The organism is Streptomyces litchfieldiae, from assembly GCF_031845365.1.
GTDB classification, from domain to species: domain Bacteria; phylum Actinomycetota; class Actinomycetes; order Streptomycetales; family Streptomycetaceae; genus Streptomyces; species Streptomyces litchfieldiae.
In genome coordinates this window covers 240,944-256,291 of the sequence record NZ_JAVREL010000007.1, presented here as the reverse complement: position 1 = coordinate 256,291, position 15,348 = coordinate 240,944, and the positions used below count along the sequence as shown (strand labels likewise).

The 15,348-nt window shown below is 70.9% G+C and carries 12 protein-coding genes; 5 read left to right on the top strand and 7 right to left on the bottom strand.

Going from position 1 to position 15,348, the window contains the following annotated elements; all coding sequences use genetic code 11:
- The first annotated feature begins 4 nt into the window (after positions 1-4).
- Positions 5-2,839: a non-ribosomal peptide synthetase gene (locus RM590_RS15035; protein WP_311705041.1), complete on the top strand. Its 2,835-nt coding sequence runs from the start codon at positions 5-7 to the stop codon at positions 2,837-2,839.
- Positions 2,840-2,967: 128 nt separating this feature from the next.
- Here RM590_RS15035 and RM590_RS15030 read toward each other — a convergent pair whose 3' ends face one another.
- From RM590_RS15030 to RM590_RS15010, 5 genes are all read right to left on the bottom strand, one after another.
- The gene (locus RM590_RS15030; RefSeq protein WP_311705040.1) at positions 2,968-4,989 is read right to left on the bottom strand and encodes a glycoside hydrolase family 31 protein; all 2,022 of its coding nucleotides are present in this window, start codon (positions 4,987-4,989) and stop codon (positions 2,968-2,970) included.
- A 150-nt stretch (positions 4,990-5,139) separates the two neighbouring features.
- On the bottom strand, positions 5,140-5,958 hold the full coding sequence (locus tag RM590_RS15025; protein WP_311705039.1) for a carbohydrate ABC transporter permease: 819 nt from the start codon (positions 5,956-5,958) through the stop codon (positions 5,140-5,142).
- Positions 5,955-6,929: a carbohydrate ABC transporter permease gene (locus RM590_RS15020; RefSeq protein ID WP_311705038.1), complete on the bottom strand. Its 975-nt coding sequence runs from the start codon at positions 6,927-6,929 to the stop codon at positions 5,955-5,957. Before RM590_RS15020 ends, RM590_RS15025 begins: the two co-directional genes overlap by 4 nt.
- A 54-nt stretch (positions 6,930-6,983) precedes the next feature.
- A complete protein-coding gene (locus tag RM590_RS15015) occupies positions 6,984-8,231 on the bottom strand; it encodes a sugar ABC transporter substrate-binding protein (RefSeq protein ID WP_311705037.1) in 1,248 nt (415 codons plus the stop codon).
- 96 nt (positions 8,232-8,327) lie between these two features.
- Positions 8,328-9,329, bottom strand: coding sequence for a LacI family DNA-binding transcriptional regulator (locus RM590_RS15010; protein ID WP_311705036.1), 1,002 nt, complete (start codon positions 9,327-9,329; stop codon positions 8,328-8,330).
- Positions 9,330-9,742: 413 nt separating this feature from the next.
- Here RM590_RS15010 and RM590_RS15005 point away from each other — a divergent pair, with 413 nt between their 5' ends.
- Complete coding sequence (locus RM590_RS15005; RefSeq protein ID WP_311705035.1) at positions 9,743-11,581, top strand: RICIN domain-containing protein; 1,839 nt, start codon at positions 9,743-9,745, stop codon at positions 11,579-11,581.
- Between the two features lie 37 nt (positions 11,582-11,618).
- Here the strand turns inward: RM590_RS15005 and RM590_RS15000 are convergent, their stop codons facing one another.
- Positions 11,619-12,509: a LysR family transcriptional regulator gene (locus RM590_RS15000; protein WP_311705034.1), complete on the bottom strand. Its 891-nt coding sequence runs from the start codon at positions 12,507-12,509 to the stop codon at positions 11,619-11,621.
- A gap of 121 nt (positions 12,510-12,630) precedes the next feature.
- Here RM590_RS15000 and RM590_RS14995 point away from each other — a divergent pair, with 121 nt between their 5' ends.
- From RM590_RS14995 to RM590_RS14985, 3 genes are read left to right on the top strand one after another with little or no spacing between them, the layout of a single operon-like run.
- Positions 12,631-13,020 (top strand): VOC family protein, encoded by a 390-nt coding sequence (locus tag RM590_RS14995; protein WP_311705033.1) that lies wholly within the window; start codon positions 12,631-12,633, stop codon positions 13,018-13,020.
- Positions 13,021-13,048: 28 nt separating this feature from the next.
- Entirely contained in the window at positions 13,049-13,261 is a 213-nt protein-coding gene (locus RM590_RS14990; RefSeq protein ID WP_311705032.1) for a DUF4287 domain-containing protein, read from the top strand.
- 9 nt (positions 13,262-13,270) lie between these two features.
- Positions 13,271-14,017 carry a VOC family protein gene (locus RM590_RS14985; protein WP_311705031.1) on the top strand — a complete coding sequence of 249 codons (747 nt, stop codon included), beginning with the start codon at positions 13,271-13,273 and terminating at the stop codon, positions 14,015-14,017.
- Between the two features lie 273 nt (positions 14,018-14,290).
- On the opposite strand, the gene RM590_RS14980 is transcribed toward RM590_RS14985, so the two are convergent.
- A complete protein-coding gene (locus tag RM590_RS14980; RefSeq protein WP_311705030.1) occupies positions 14,291-15,325 on the bottom strand; it encodes a helix-turn-helix domain-containing protein in 1,035 nt (344 codons plus the stop codon).
- Between the last annotated feature and the right edge of the window lie 23 nt (positions 15,326-15,348).

Below are 15,348 nucleotides of genomic sequence, written 5' to 3'. Positions count from 1 at the left end.
ACGCATGAAGACACAACAGTTCTTCGCCCGACCGGAGTTCCTGAAGCGGCCGGAGCGGGCGAGCCACAGCCTGGCCACCGGGATACCGGGCGGCGGGGAACTCCAGCGCCTGGCGGACACCGCCACCTGGGAAGAGCGGCTGGACGTGCCACGTGGTCATCCCCGGGCCCGGGCGCGCCGTGCAAGAGAACTGCGCCGGGCGCTGCCGGCCGACGGGCCGGCCGCCCGGGTGGTGGTCCTGCGGTATGCGGACGGCACGGCCGATCTCCTGCTGGTCGCGCACCGGGCCAGGCTCGAACGCTCCGCCATGATCCGGATGGCCCGCGCCCTGACCGGCGCGGAGCCGGGCGGGATGCCGACGCCCGCACCGCCTCCCGCGGTCGCGGCCGGCGGACCGGTGCCCCCGGACAGCGCGGAGCCGGCGCTGGCGTTCGGGCTCCCGGGCCTCGCGAGCGCCGGCCGGTACGGCCAGGTGGTACTGCCGGGGCTCGACGGAATGGCCCCGGATCCCGTCCTGCTCGTGGCGGCCGTCGCCGTGGTCCATCACCGCTATCAGATGGGCGAGACGGCGCCGATCGGACTGGTGGACTGCGACCGGGAGACGCTGGGCGTCGTGGCTCCGGACATCGCCGGGGACCACACCATCGCGGTCGTGCGGAAGGCGGTGGCGACGCAGCTTGCGAATGAGCCGCCCGAGGCTGCCGCGCTGCCGTCGCTGGGGGTGGTCTTCGCCCGCCGGGCGCCCGGCGTTCGCTATCAGCCGGCCATGGCCCCCGTGTTCCGCATGACCCTGTGCTGGGAGATCCGGCCGGACGGCGGCTCCGTGGCCCGCTGCCACTACGACGAGGCGTTCCTTTCCCCGGCGATCGCCGCCGAGTTCGCCCGCTGCGTGAGCCGCGTCGCGCGGCAGATGCTCGAGCGGCCCGACTCCATGGCCGTCGCCGACCTGGAATTGATGACGGACGACCGGACGGCACTGGTCCTGGCAGCGGGACGCACCCCCCGACCCGCGGCCGAGGCCGACACGTTCACCGCGTACCCGAACATCCACGAGGCCTTCGAAACCATCGCTCGCCGGCAGCCGCACGCCTCGGCGTGCTCGGAGAACGGCGTGCGGCTGACGTACCGGGACCTGTACCTGCGCTCGGAGCGCCTGGCGGCGGGCCTGGCGTCGCTGGGGGCGCGACCGGGAGCGCGCGTCGGGGTCTGCCTCGACCGTGGGATCGACCTCGTCACCGTCCTGCTCGCGGTGCTGCGTACCGGCGCGGCGTATGTGCCGATGGACGTCCGGGCCCCCGCGGACCGGCTGGCCTTCACGGCCACCGACGCCGGAGTGATCGCGGTGATCACCGATCTCGCGGAGTTTCCCGCCCTGGTCGGGGCACCAGTCGTCTCGCCGTCCGAGCTGGCGCCGGCCACCGGCGCCGGGCCGGACATCGTCGGGACGGCGGCCAGGCCCGGGGACACCGCCTATGTGATCTACACCTCGGGTTCGACGGGACGTCCCAAGGGCGTGCTGATTCCGCACCGGAACGTCCTCGCCCTGCTGGCGGCGACGGCGCCGGAGATGAACCTCGCACCCACCGATGTGTGGACACAGTTCCACTCCGGAGCGTTCGACTTCTCCGTGTGGGAGATCTGGGGCTGCCTGCTGACCGGCGGTCACCTGGTGTGCGTGCCCCACTGGGTGTCGCGGTCTCCGGAGGAGTTTCGCGCACTCCTGGTCTCCCACCGTGTGACGGTGCTCAGCCAGACGCCGTCGGCCTTCGCGCAACTGGACGCGGCCGATGCCGAGGCCGGCGGTGAGCAGGGCGAGCTGGCCGTGCGACTGGTGGTCTTCGGCGGCGAGCCACTTGTCGTGGCGGGCCTCGGCGACTGGCTCGACCGGCACCGCTACTCCCGCTGCCGACTGGTCAACATGTACGGAATCACGGAGACGACCGTGCACGTCACGGCGCAGACCATCACGCCGGCGGAGATCGCCCGGCGGTCACGCTCCGTCGGCGCGGCGCTGCCGGGCTGGGCGGTGTCCGTCAGGGACGAACGGGGGCGTCCGCTGCCCTTCGGCGCCCGTGGGGAGATCTGCGTCGCGGGCGCGGGCGTGGCCGACGGCTATCTCAACCGCGACGAGCTGACCGCCGAACGTTTCGTGCCGGACGCCTTCGGCCAAGAAGTCCTCTACCGGAGCGGGGACAGCGGACGGCTGCTGCCAGACGGCCGCCTCCAGCACCTGGGCCGGCTCGACAACCAGGTGCAGTTGCGCGGATTCCGCATCGAGCTGGACGAGATCCGGTCGGTTCTCCAGGAGATCCCGGGCATCTCCGCCGCCGTCGTGGTGCTCGCCGCGGGCCCCGGCGGCGATCCCGCCCTGGCCAGGCTGGACGCCTACGTCACCGGCGGTGGGTACACGACCGCCGAGATCCGGGGCCTGGTCGCCCGAAAGCTGCCGGACCACATGGTGCCGAGCACGGTGACGCGGCTGGACGAGCTGCCGATGACGCCCAACGGCAAGGTGGACATCGCCGGGCTGCCGGCCCCGGTGAGCGCCGCCCGGGAACACCCACCCGGGCTCGGTGACCGTCCCGGGAGCCGGCCCGGCGAGGAACAACCCACGGACGCTGCCGCGGTGATGGTGCGGATCTGGTCGTCACTGTTCGAAACCGCCGTCACGCCAGAGGACGATTTCTTCGAACTCGGCGGGAACTCACTGCTCGCCGCCCGCGTGTCCGCCGCGCTGCGGGCGGCGGGACTGCCGGCGTTCTCCGTACGAGATCTCTACCGGCACCCGACCATCGCGGCGCTGGTCACACTGGTCCCTCGCGGAGCGGCGGGGAAATGAAAAGGGACAGTTCACCACGGTGTCCGGTTCGGATGTCGTTCCGGGCCGACGCGCCGGAGAGGGTCGCGCGGGGCCCGCGGGGCTCCGCGTGGTGTGGCCCGGTGTTGGCGGGCCACACCGCTCACCGGTCAGACGAGGCCGACGAGGTGGGCCAGGGCGTCGTCACGGGCGAAGACCGGGATGACCTCCAGCGGCGCCGCCGCCCGTATGTACCGGCCGCCCTTGTGCCGGGTGCCGGTGCCCAGGTCGGTCCAGGTGGCGCCCTGGGGGAGGTAGACCTCCCGGGAGTCGGCGCCGGCCGAGGTCACCGGCGCCACCAGCAGGTCGCCGCCGAACATGTACTGGTCCGCGAGGTCCCAGCAGGCGGGGTCGTCGGGGAACTCGTGGAACATCGCGCGCATCACCGGCTGGCCGTCGCGGTGGGCCTCGGACATGAGCCGGCGGGTGTACGGGCGAAGCGCTTCCCGCAGCCGCAGATACCGCGTGAGGACGTCGTACACGTCCTCGCCGAAGGCCCACAGCTCGTTGTCCGCGCCGGTGGGACACCGTGGGGTGCCGTCCGCCGCCCGGACCGGTGCGGTGGGTTGCCGGTCGCCGTGCATCCGCATGACGGGGCAGAAGGTGCCGAACTGGAACCAGCGGATGAGGAGTTCATGGAAGCCGGGATCCGTGATGTCTCCCCCGTGGAAGCCCCCGATGTCGGTGGTGAACCAGGGGATGCCGGCGATGCCCATGTTGACGCCGGCGGTGATCTGCTTGCGCATGGTGTCGAAATCGCAGTGGATGTCGCCGGACCACACCAGCGCGCCATAGCGCTGGCTGCCCGCCCAGGCGCAGCGCACGAGGTTGACGACGTCCTCCTGCCCGGCGGCGCGCTGGCCCTCGGACAACGCGCGTGAGAACGCCTGCGGATAGAGGTTGCCGACCTCCAGAGCCGGGCCGAGGTGATAGCGGTAGTTGTCGAAGTCGTAGACGCCGTACTCCGGTTCGGCCTCGTCCAGCCAGAAGACGCGGATGCCCTTGCTGTGGTAGTTGCGGCGGCACAGCTCCCACAGGGCCTCGCGGGCGGCGGGGTTGGTGACATCGAGGAACATGCTGGGGCCCTGGAAGCTCATCTGGACGTCGGGCCCCCGCTCGGCGCCGACCAGCAGGTTGTGCCTCCGGAATTCCCGGAAGTTTTCCGACTCCACCGAGACCTGCGGCCAGACCGAGACCATCAGCTCGATCCCGAGTTCCCGCAGCTCGGCCACCATCGCGTCGGGGTCCGGCCAGAACTCGTCCTCGAACCGGAAGTCGCCCATCTTCGGCCAGTGGAAGAAGTCCGCGACCAGGACGTCCAGGGGCAGGCCGCGGCGGTGGTACTCCCGCGCCACCTCAAGGAGCTGTTCCTGGTTCCAGTAGCGCAGCTTGCTCTGCCACAGCCCCAGGCCGTACTCCGGCATCATCGGAACGTGCCCCGTGGCCTCGGCGTAGGCGGCGGTGATCTCCGCCGGGGTGTCACCGGCGGTGATCCAGTAGTCGAGCTGCCGGGTGCTCTCGGCCACCCATTCCGTGCGGTTGGTGCCGAAGGTGGCGCGGCCGATGGCGGGGTTGTGCCACAGGAAGCCGTATCCGGCGCTGGAGAGGACGAACGGGACCGACACCTGGGAGTTCCGGTGTGCCAGTTCCAGCGTGCAGCCCTTGAGGTTGAGCATGTCCTGCTGGTACTGCCCCATGCCGTAGAGCTTCTCGTCCGGGCGTGCCTCGAAGCTCGCGGTGAGGTGGTGCGGCCCACCGGTGATCGCCCGGTGGGCACGGGCCTTCAGCTTCAACGAGCCGCCGGAGCCGAGCTCCCTGAGCAGCACGTCGCCATGGCGGTCGTGGAAGGCCAGTGAGCACCGGGACACGTCGTATCCGGCCTGCGCGTCGTAGAACTCCTCGGCCGTCAGGACGGCGGTGATGTTGCCGTTGGTCAGCCGGGCGACGTTCCCTTCCGTCACGATCTCGGCATCGGCGGGCGGCCGCGGGAGCAGGGCGAAATCGGTGTCGGCCACGTCGGCCGCGCGTGTGGCGCGCACGCGCAGGCTGTGCCGCCCCCAGGGCTCGACGACGAGCGTCTCGCCGTCTCCCCGCCAGATGAGACGGCCTGAGGCAGTTTGGAACACGGTCACGGAAGAGAACTCCCAACGTTGAGCGGCGGCGGCGAATCCGCGAGGCCACGAAACTGGTGGAGGTCGGTGCTGCCGGCGTGCGGCATACCGCCCGTCGAACCCGGAAACAGGGGAGGCGGCGGTCGGGCCGCGATGGCCCGGCCCGTCCGCTCAGTCCTTCACGGCCCCGGCCGTGACGCCCGCGGCGACGTAGCGCTGGGCGAGCACCAGCAGGACGGCTGCCGGAACGGACGCGACGACCGCGGTGGCCATGATGGAGTTCCACTCCTGGTTGTTGTTGCCGATGTAGCGGTAGATGCCGATGGTGATCGGCTGGGTGTCGCCCTGACCGTTGAGGGTGCTGGCGAAGATGAAGTCCGACCAGGCCCACAGGAACGCGAAGAGGGAGACGGTGACGACCGCGTTCCGGCTGACGGGCAGCACGATGGAGCGGAAGGTCCGCCAGGCGCCGGCGCCGTCGATCCGTGCGGCGGCCATCAGCTCGTCGGGGATGCCGGACATGAAGGCGGTCAGGATCAGCACGCCGAACGGGACGGCCAGCGTCGAGTCGGCGATGATCAGGCCCCACCACTGGTTGAGGATGTCCAGGTTCAGGAAGATGGCGTAGAAGCCCATCGCCATGATGATGCCGGGGATCATCTGGGCGATGAGCAGGACGAGTCCGACCGGGCCGCTGCCGCGCGGGCGGAGCTTGGCCAGCGCGTAGCCGGCCGGCGCGGCGATGGCGAGGGTCAGCGCCACGGTGCCGAGTCCGATGAGGAAACTCGTCCGGAGATGGGGCAGTTGGTCCTCCAGGACCGCCCGGTATCCGGTGAAGGTCGGGTCCAGGGGGAACCAGTCCGGCGGATCCTTGCGCATGTTCCCCGAGCGGGTCAGCGAGACGTTGACCATCCAGTAGAGCGGGAACAGCATGACGGCGGTCAGCGCCAGGCCGGCCATCGTCTTCCACGGTGCTCGTCGTCGCGTCATGCCGCCTGCCTCCTCTGCACGCGGATGTAGACCAGGCCGAAGACCAGGGCGAGCAGGATGAGCAGGTTGCCCACGGCGGCGCCCGGCCCGAAGTGCGGTGTCAGGGAGCCGAATCCGAGATCGTAGGACCAGGTCGACAGGGTGGTCGAGGAGTCGCCCGGGCCACCGCGCGTCATGATCCAGATGATGTCGAACACCTTCAGTGTGTAGACCAGTCCCAGCAGGACGGTGATGGCCGACACGGGGCGGAGCAGCGGGAAGGTGATGCGCCGGAACTGCTGCCAGCCACCTGCCCCGTCCAGGGCGGCGGCCTCGTACAGATCGCGCGGGATGTTCTGCAAGCCGCTGTAGAGGATCACCAGGTTGAAGGGGATGCCGATCCAGATGTTGGCGATGATGACGGCGGCGAGCGACCAGTCGGGCGAGGTCAGCCAGTTCACCGGGGGCAGGCCGAAGGCTCCGAGCGCCGAATTCACCACCCCCGTCTCGCTGTTGAGCATCCACGACCAGGTCGAGGCCGACACGATGAGCGGCAGCAGCCAGGGAACGAGGAACAGCGCGCGCAAGGTCGCGGAGAGACGGAAGTTCTGGTGGAAGAAGACCGCCAGCGCGAGCCCGATGCCGTACTGGAAGAGGATCGAGACGAAGGTGAACGTCAGGGTGTTGCGCGCGGCCGGGAGGAAGGCCGGGTCGTCCAGGATCTCCCGGTAGTTGTCCAGGCCCGTGAAGGGCGCGTCGCCCTGGACGAAGGACCGCAGGGTGTAGTCCTTCAGGCTCAGCTCGACGTTGCGGACGAGCGGGTAGGCGTAGAACGCGATCAGGTAGACCAGCAGGGGGGCGAGGAACAGCCAGGCGATCGGCTGGGGCCGCGGCCGGCGTCCGCTCGTTCCGCCGGTTCGCCGGAGAGGTCGTGTCGGTCCACCCTGCCGCGGTGCCGCGGAGGGCCGGCCGTGGGTGCGTATGGCCGTCATCGGGCTTCCTTCGTTGGGATGCTGTGCCGGGCTCGCCGCCCCGCACCGGCGATATCAGTCGGCCGTGTCGGCCGCGGCGGCTTCCTGAGCGGTGTCCAGCGCGTCCTGCGGACTCTGGGCGCCGGAGAGGACGTTCCCCACGGCCGTCCACAACTGCTCGGAGATGACCGGGTAGTCGGTGCCCAGGTCGTCGCTGGTGCGGCCGCGTGCCGAACGGACCGCCTCGACCCAGGGCGCCAGCGCCTCGTTCTCGGCGACCTGCTGGTCCTGCAGGGCCTCGGTGGGCGCGACGTAGGAGAGGGTGGTGTCGGTGGTGAGCAGGTTCTCGCCACTGGTGAGGCATTCGGTGATCGCCACGGTCGCCTCGTACCGGCCGGTGTCGGACTGCACCGGAGCGGTCACGAACTCGCCGCCCGTGGGGGCCGCGGCGGCCCCGCCCGACGCCGCCGGGATCGGGATGACGCCGTAGTCGATCCCCGAGGCGTCCGCGTTGGCCAACTGCCAGGTGCCGTTGACGGCGAAGGCGTACTCCCCGGTCTCGAATTCCTGCCAGCTCGTCGTCTGGGTGTTGTTGATCACCGAGTTGGGCGCCCAGCCGGCGTCGAGCCAGTCCTTCCACTGGCTGACGGCGGCCACCGCTTCGGGGGAATTGAGCTCGCGCAGATCCGCGTCCGCGCCCCAGAACCAGGGCAGGAACTGGAACGAGCCCTCCTCGGTGCCGATCGCGGAGAACGTGATGCCCTTGCCCCCCGCCGCGGTCACCGCCTCCAGCGCGGCGTTCAGGCTCTCCCAGTCGGTGACCGAGGCCGGGTCCACGCCCGCGGCGGCGAGTACCTCCGCGTTGTAGTACAGCGCCAGGGTGTTCGCGCCGATCGGCACGCCATAGGTCTCGCCCTCGAGCTGCCCGGCCGCCAGGAGGTTCTCCGATATGCCGGAGACGTCCAGCCCGAGGTCGCCCGCCGGTGTGAGAACGCCGGCCTCGGCCAGTGTGGAGACCACCGGGTTGTCCAGCACGATGATGTCGGGGGTGTCGCCCTGCTGTGCCGCCAGCAGCGCCCGGTTGGTGAGGTCGGAGGTGTCGAACGCCGAGCGGTCGACGGTGACTCCGGCTTCCTCGCCGCACCGCTCGACCAGTTGGACCCAGTCCGAGTCGTCGTCGAACTGCGGGTAGGGGTCCCAGAACACATAACGGTCGCCGTCGGCGCCGTCGCCGGAGCCGCCGCCCGAGCAGGCGGTGGCTCCGGCCAGAAGTCCAACGGCGGCCAGGGCGGCCGATGCCGAGCGTGAAGTCCTGCTTCTCATCGCTGCGTTCCTTTCGGGCGTGCTCGGTTCGAGATGATCGTCGAACCGGTTCGATCAGTGCGCGTGTGCGGCTGCTGTGACCGGTGCGCGCCGGGGTCAGGTGGTGCTGCCCCGGTCGGTGAGCGTGGGGGGCAGGAAGCGGACCCGGTGGGGGCCCGGCCCGTCACCGTCCCGGATGCGGTCGACCAACTGGCGCACGGCCAGCCGGCCCAGTTCGCGCGGGGAGGTCTCCACCGCCGTGTAGGGCAGGGAGAACGTGCGGCCGAACTCCTGGGAGTACAGGCTGGTGACGGAGAGGTCCTCGGGCACCCGCACGCCGCGCTCGTGGAGCACCATGGGCAGCGCCGCGACGGATCCGTCGTTGTGGACGATCATCGCGGTCGCCGACGTGTGCTCGTCGAGCACGGCGTTGAGCGTCTCCCCCACGGCCGGCTGCCGGGACTCCCCGTAGTGGGCGTGGAGCACGAGCCCGAGTTCGCGCGCTCGCTCGATCGCCGCGTCGCGGAATCGCCAACTGTAGGAGATCCCGCGCTTGAACACCTCCAGCGGCGGCGTGACCAGGATGATCTCGCGGTGCCCGAGTCCCTGCAGGTGGTCGACCAGCATGCGAGCGGCGGCGGCGAAGTCCAGGTCGAGGATGTCCAGCCCGTCGGTGTCCTGCGGCAGGCCGACGAGCACGCCCGGCTTCCCCGCCGCCCGCAGCGGCTCCAGGCGCGGGTCGTTGTGCGCGACGTCGAGGAGGATCAGGCCGTCGACCTTGCCGGACTTGGTGATGCGGCGCAGGGCCTCGGCGCCGTCGGCGTCCGTGACCATCAGGACGTCATAGCCCATCTCCCGCGCGGTGTCGGAGAGCGGGAGCACGTACTGGAGCATGGCCGGCGCGAACTCGTCGTCGTGGAATCTGAGCATGAGGCCGATCACCTTGGTCTGCGCGGTGGCCAGGGCCTGTGCGCCGGCGTGCGGGGTGAACCCCAGCCGGGTGATGGCCTCTTGGATGCGCTGCCGCGTCTCGTCGGATATCGAGCGCTTGCCGGAGAGGGCGTAGGAGACGGTGCTGCGGGACACCCCCGCGGCGCGCGCCACATCGCCGATCGTCACCACTGTCCACTCCCTTGTCGAACCGGTTCGCGCAAGCTAGCACCGGGTATGCGGCGATTCAATACGAAGGAGCGAACTCGTGCGGTCGCCGCCGCCGCGACCGTCGACGCCCGCCGGGAAGCCCGTGCACACGTATTGAACCCCCGAGAACGCCGGTGCTACGTTCCCCGTCGAACCGGTTCACCGAGGACGTCCACGGCCGCGAGGCGAACCGGTTCGACAGCCTTCCCCGACCCGTTCCGGAGTCTCATGGACAGGCGAACTCTCCTTGCGCGCTCCCGCGATGCCGGACGACGCGTGCGCGACAGCCTCCCCTGAGCCCCCGGAGCAACGGCCCGACGGCCCGTCACTTCCGCGGGAACGCCGTGGCACGCCCCCGGAACCCCCGTTCTCCCTCAGCCAAGGAGACCTGCGTGAACCTCACCCCCAGCAGGCGGCGCAAACGCCGCCTCGGCCTCACCGCGCTCCTCGCCACCTGCACCCTCGTCGTCACCTCCCTCGTCACGCTCGCCACCCCGGCCCAGGCCGCGGACGAGTCCATCGCCGTCGACTTCTCCGTCGCCGGGGGCTCCCCGACCCACCGGGCCTCCGGCTGGATCTACGGCATGACGGAAGACGCGTCGGGCCCCGCCGACCACTTCTTCGAGGACGTGAACTTCCAGTCCATGCGCGCCGGTGGCGCACAACTCGACAGCCCCGGCGGCTGGGTGTCGGGCCGTTACGACCGCCGCTGGAACGCGACCCGCGCCCAGTTGCTGCGCACCCGCGATCTGGGCGGCGAGTTCGTCCTCCTGGTCCACGACCTGTGGGGCGCCGACGGCTACCCGATCTCCCGCTTCCCCGGCGACAACGGCGACTGGACCGACTACGACAACTTCCTCACCCGGCTGATCAACGACGTGCGGGCGACCGGCGTTCCGGTGCAGTGGGACCTGTGGAACGAGCCCAACCTCTCACTGTTCTGGAACCGCCCCCAGTCCCAGTACTTCGAGCTGTGGCGGCGCACCCACCAGCGCATCCGGCAGGCGTTCCCCTCCCACCTGATCGTCGGCCCGAGCATCGCCGGCGTCCCGTCCACCACCAGCTCGTGGTGGACGCAGTACCTCGACTTCGTCCGCGCGAACGACGTGGTCCCCGACATCTTCAGCTGGCACTCCCTGCCGGGTGACCCGGTGGCGAACGTGGCGGCGGCGAACGCCAGTCTCGACGCGCGCGGCATACCGCACCCGCGCCCGTACCAGATCAACGAGTACGGCTCGCCCGAGGAGCAGAACCCCGGCGACGGCGCCTGGTACATCACGCGCCTGGAACGGGCGGGTGCCGACGGCCTGCGTGCCAACTGGGCGAGCGGCGGGCAGCTCCACAACGACCTGGCCAACCTCCTGGTCCGAGACTCCGCGGGGCAGCATCTGCCGAAGGGCGAGTGGTGGGTCTACCGCTACTACGGCTCACAGACCGGCCAGATCGCCTCCGTCACCCCCAGCCAGTCGTACGACGCGTTCGCCACCAAGACGAACGGGTCGGCAAGCATCCTGGTCGGCGGTGGCGGCACCACGGGCAACATCGCGGTCGGCCTGAGGCGTCTCGACGCCACCAGCGGCATCGTGCAGAACAACCAGGTGCGGGTGGTCGTCCAGCGCATTCCGTACAACAACGGCGCCGCGGTCCAGGGCCCGATCACCGTTCAGAACTCCGTGGTGTCCCTGTCCGGCAACGCCACGACGGTCAACCTGCCGCACACCAACGCCGACGACGCCTTCACCATCACCCTGCTGCCGCCCTCCGACACCGGCTTCCAGTCCGTCGCCGTCGCCCAGCACTCCCAGCAGTGCCTGGACAACACCGACCTGAACACCGCCGACGGCAACCAGCAGCAGCAGTACTCCTGCGAGGGCGGCGACCAGCAACTGTGGAACTTCCGCCCGGTGGCCGGAGTCGCGAACACCTACACCATCGTCAACGAGCAGACGGGCAAGTGCCTCGACGTCAACGGAGGTTCGACCGCCGACGGCGCCGCCGTCCAGCAGTGGACCTGCCTCAGCGGGGCCCTGAACCAGCAGTTCACGCTGCGGCCGGTCACCTACGCGGGCAGCGACTCCCACGACCACCAGCTCGTCGCCCGCCACAGCGGCAAGTGCGTCGACGTCAGCGGGATCTCCACCGCGGTGCGGGCCCCGATCCACCAGTGGACCTGCAACCCCGCCGGCCAGAGCACCCCGCGCAACCAGACCTGGCGTCTCTGGGGCCGGTAGGTCCTGTCCGGTCGGGGCCGTGGCTCGCGCGCGCGGGTCACGGCCCCTGGGGGTGGGCGTCGGCGGCCGCGCGGACGAACTCGCGGACGCGGGCGGTCGTGTTCGCCTCCAGCCAGACGGGTCCCCGGCGGATGGGTGGGGCGTCGTGGATGGGGACGTAGACGATGTCCGGGCGCGGGGAGTACTCCCGGGTGAGCTCCCCGACGGGGAGAACGCCTCTCCCGAGAGCCACGAGGGACAGCATCTCGGAGAAGGTGTTCCCCGTGGGGCCCTTGCGGACGGGTTTGCCCGACGGGGTGTGGTCGGGTGTGCGGTCGCGCTTGAACGCGGCGGAGGTGACGGCCGGGTACTGCACGACGGGGTGGTCGGCCAGCACCTCGAGTGAGACGGACTCCGCGTCGGCGAGCGCGTGGCCGAGGGGAACCGCCAGCATGCGTTTCTCCCGCATCAGCGTGGGGCCGTTGGCCATGCCGTCGAAGGGGAACGAGGCGATGAGGACGTCGATCGAGCCATCGAGCAGGCCGGCGCGCGTTCCCGACAAGTGCGCCTCGCTGACGCGGACTTCGCAGTCGGGGTAGCGCTCGGAGAACAGGCTCACGGCCTTCCTCAGCACCGGCGCCGTGGCGTCGCCGACGAACGCCACGCGCAGTTGCCCGGTGACGCCTCGGCCGGCCTGGACGGCTCGGCGGAACGCCTCCTCCATGCCGGACACGTGCGGGCGGAGGTCGTCGGCGAGCCGCCGGCCGATCGGCGTCAACCGCACGACCCGGCTGGTGCGCTCGAACAGCCGGGCGCCCACCTGTCGTTCCAGCTTCTTGATCACGTGGCTGACCCGGCCGGTCGTGACCCCGAGCCGTTCGGCGGTGCGCCCGAAGTGCAGCTCCTCGGCGAGGGTCAGAAAGGACTCGATCTCGTGTCGTTCCAGCACCGGCCCTCCCCACATCGTTTACCTGAGCTCAACGATTCTAGACCGATCGTGGCTTGGTGTGCGCCGTCGGCCGGGAGATCGTGGATCACGTCAGACCACGAACGCGAAAGGAACGACCACCGTGCGTGTCACCGGATTCGACCACCTCGTCCTCAACACCGTGGATCCCGAGCGGGCCCTGGAGTTCTACTGCGGCACCCTCGGCCTGGAACCCGTGCGCGTCGAGCAGTGGCGCGCGGGCGAGGTCCCGTTCCCCTCCGTCCGCGTCTCCCCGCACACGATCGTCGACCTCGTTTCCCGGCGCCGCGGCGAGACCAACGTCGACCACTTCTGCCTCGTCGTGGAGCCGCTCGACTGGCAGGAGGTCATCGACTCCGGGCGCTTCGACGTCCTGGAGGGACCGGTCGACCGCTACGGCGCCCGCGGCAACGGGATCTCCCTCTACGTCCGGGACCCCGACGGCAACACCGTCGAACTCCGCTGGTACCCCGACGACGCCGCGCACGCCTGACCACACCCCGCCACGAGGAGAGACCACCATGACCGAACCCACCACCCGCGCCAAGGGCCCCGCCAGCTACTTCCCCTCCATCGAGAAGAAGTACGGCCACCCCGTCACCCACTGGCTGGACCTCATCCGCGCCTCGCCCCTCACCCGGCACTCCGAACTGGTCGCCTGGCTGAAGACCGAGCACGGCCTCGGCCACGGACACGCCAACGCGCTCGTCGTCCACTGTGCCCGTCAGGGATAGTTGGCCACCATGGCACTGCGACCTGTTCAGGTGAACATCAAGGCTCTTGATCACTCGGCGGTGGGCCGGTTCTGGGCGGAGGCGCTCGGCTGGAGTGTGCACAGCGGGGGATCCGGCGTGACCACCTGCGTCGGACCCGCCGGCGGCCTGGTCTGGCCGGACCCGGTCGCTGTCTGCGTCGATGTCGTCGCCGTCCCGGAACGCAAGACAGCGACGAAGAACCGCGTGCACCTCGATCTCGCCACCACCTCCGCGGCCCACCAGGCGGAGTTGGTCACGCGCCTCCGGGCGCTCGGTGCGACGCCCGCCCATGTGGGCCAGGGCGATGTGCCGTGGACGGTCCTCGCCGACCCCGAGGGCAACGAGTTCTGTGTGCTGGAGCCTCGGGAGACCTACCGGGACACCGGGCCGATCGCCGCGGTGGTGGTCGACTGCGCGGATCCGCGGGCCATGGCCCGGTTCTGGGACGAGGCGCTGGACTGGACCCTGCACGAGGTGACCGACGACCAGGCGGTGCTGCGCTCCGCCAAGGGGGTCGGCCCGTATCTCGAGTTCCTCCGCACGCCCGACGTGAAGACCGTGCCGGACCGTGTCCATCTCGACCTGCTGCCGTGCCCCGGTGACGACAAGGCGGCGGAGGTGGCCCGGCTGCGGGCCCTCGGCGCCACCGACCTCGACCTCGGCCAGGGCGACGTCCCGTGGACGTGCCTGGCCGACCCGGAGGACCACGAGTTCCGCGTCCTCGCCCCGTCCTGACCCGGAGCCTCAGCGGCACCCCGACACGGACCTCAGCTCTTGACGGCCTCCGCGATCTGCTGGGCGGCTGACGCCGCGCGGGCCGCCCCCGGCAGGGCCCGAGGAGCCCACCGGAGAACGCTTCTTGGGCGCCCGGATGTCGGGGAGGCTGCCTCCCTGGCGGGGCAGCGGTCGGCGGCCGAAGGGACGCTTCACCGGCCAGCCGGTCAGAAGGCGGAGGCTTTGCCACAGTGTGCCGCGCGGCACCACTGAACAACGACCGCCCGGGTGCGCTCAGTCGTGCAGCAGCCGCCACGTCGTGAGCGCGACTCTGGCCCGGGTCAGGCCGGTGGGGTCGGTGAGTTCGATGCCGAGCCTCTTTCCGATCTGTTCGAGGCGGCGGGAGACGCTGCTGTGGTGCAGGTGGAGCAGGTCGGCGGCCTGGCGCAGTGAACCGGTGGCGCAGTAGGCGTCCAGCGTCTCCAGGTCGTCCGGTGTGTCGGCCAGGCGGACGATGGCGGCCACGTCCGCGTTGTCGCGTGCGGCTTCCACCGGTATCTCGGCCAGGAGCGCCAGCGCGCCCAGGTCGGCGTGGCGGATGACGGGGGCGCGGGGGGTGGTGAAGCGGAGGGCCGTGCGGGCTTCGCGCCAGGAGTGGTCGGGGCTTGTGGCGGTGCCGATGCCGGCGCGTACGCCCGGTGGGAACCGGTCCGGGTCGACGGTGGTGGCCAGGAGGACGCCGACGTCGGCGAGGGGTGCCGCCTTGACCCGGCGGGCCGGGCAGATGAGGCCGCCGACCCGGTCGAGTGGGAGCTGGGAGCGCACGGCGACGACGCGGACCGGGAGGTCGGCGGCGAAGCCCAGGAGGCGCAGGGCCCGGGCTCGGGCGGCCTCGTCGGTGTCGGGGCTGATCGCCAGTTCGACGAGGGCGGGGTCGGCCATGGTGGTGCGGGCCGGGCCGTAGCGCTCGACGGCCGCCGCGGCGGCGATGGCGAGCCGGTCCAGCAGCACTTCGTCGAGCGAGTTGGGCGGGCCGGGGCGTTCCAGCCACACCGTGCCGATCTCCTCGTCGTCGAGGGTGATCGGCGTCGTGGTGGACGCGGGTGCCGGCGGGGTGGACGCCTCGGTGCCGTCGGGCGAGACGCGGATCGCCCGGCCCGTGCCGTGCAGCCGGATCCCGGCCACGCACTCGGCCAGGCCCGCCGAGGCGCGGGCCAGTGCCGGGAGATCCACGCGCCGGCGCATCAGCGTGTCGTAGAACATGACGACGCGGAGCGCGCCTTCGACGAGCGAATCAAGTCCCGACAGCCGTACGGCCAGTGCCTCCACACCAGAAGGATAAAGGCGCCGAT